Origin of the sequence: Flavobacterium aquaticum (genome assembly GCF_003259835.1) — a bacterium.
GTDB lineage: Bacteria > Bacteroidota > Bacteroidia > Flavobacteriales > Flavobacteriaceae > Flavobacterium > Flavobacterium aquaticum.
Window position 1 is genome coordinate 1 of the sequence record NZ_QLMI01000023.1, and the last position, 1631, is coordinate 1631.

Annotated in this window: 1 protein-coding gene; it reads left to right on the forward strand. The window is 37.6% G+C overall.

Translation table 11 applies throughout. The features are described 5' to 3' along the window. Positions 1–1631, forward strand: a 1631-nt coding sequence (locus B0I03_RS13120; RefSeq protein WP_146603310.1) for an Ig-like domain-containing protein, incomplete at both ends; no start/stop codon positions are given.

Sequence of the window (1631 nt, forward strand, 5' to 3'; positions counted from 1 at the left end):
GCTACTAACAACGGTCCTAGTGATGCTACAAGTGTAGTGGTAACAGATGTGATTCCAAGTGGATACACTATTGCACTTCCTACAGACATCGTTCCTAGTACAGGTACTTGGACGGCGCCGAACTGGACTATCGGTAACTTAGCGAATGGTGCAAGTGCTACTCTAACCATCACTGCTACTGTTAATCCAACAGGTCCTTATGACAATACAGCAACTATCGATGGTAATGAAAACGACCCTGACCCATCTGATGATAGCGATACAGAAGTAGTAACGCCAACTGCAGTAGCTGATTTATCAGTAACTAAAGTAGTGAACAACGCTACTCCTAATGTAGGTGATGTGGTAACCTTTACCATCACGGCTACTAACAACGGTCCTAGTGATGCTACAAGTGTAGTGGTAACCGATGTGATTCCAAGTGGATACACTATTGCACTTCCTACAGACATCGTTCCTAGTACAGGTACTTGGACGGCTCCAAACTGGACTATCGGTAACTTAGCGAATGGAGCAAGTGCTACTTTAACCATCACTGCTACGGTTAATCCAACAGGTCCGTATGACAATACTGCAACTATCGATGGTAATGAAAACGACCCTGACCCATCTGATGATAGTGATACTGAAGTGGTAACGCCAAATAACTATACTTATGCTGTTGATGATATTAATACTTCATTAATAGATACACCTGTAACAGGAAATGTATTAACCAATGATTTTGATTTAGAAGGAAATACACAAACAGTAGTTTCTAATACTAATCCATCAAACGGAACAGTAGTTATAAATCCTGACGGAACATACACTTATACACCAAACTCTGGTTTTACAGGAACAGATTCATTTACATATACAGTGTGTGATAATGGAACACCAATAGCCTGTAGCACTGCAACAGTTACAATTAATGTAGAAGAAACTGTAATTTCATCAGGGAATAATGATTTAGTAGCAAATAATGATGCTGTAATAACAGAAAATGGTACTGCAATAACAATTACTGTTTTATCTAATGATTTTGATCCTGATAACAACACATTTGTAATAACACCGGGCTCTGTAACTGACCCAGCTAATGGAACTGTTGTTGTTAATCCTGACGGAACAATAACTTACACCCCTGACCCAGGTTATGAGGGAGAAGACACATTTACCTATCAAATTTGTGATAATGGTTCACCTATATCTTGTGAGACTGCCACTGTAATTGTAACTGTTTTACCAAATAGTAGTTCAAATACTACTTATGCTATTGATGATTCTTATTTTATCAATTGTTCATCAAATTCTACAATGAACTTATTAGATAATGATTATGATTTAGAAAGTGATTTACAAACTATAAATACTACACCAGTTGTACAACCACTTCATGGAACAGTTACCATAAATACTGATGGTACATTTAATTATACAGCAAATCCATGTTATGCAGGACCAGATAGTTTTGTTTATCAAGTATGTGATAATGGAAGTCCTCAAGCTTGCGATGTTGCAACCGTTTATTTATTAATTCAAGATACAACGGATCCTACTTTTGTTGAAGCATTACCTGCTGATGCAACGGTACAATGTGATGCTGTACCTGCTGCTGTAACATTAACTGCAACAGATAATTGTGGTAC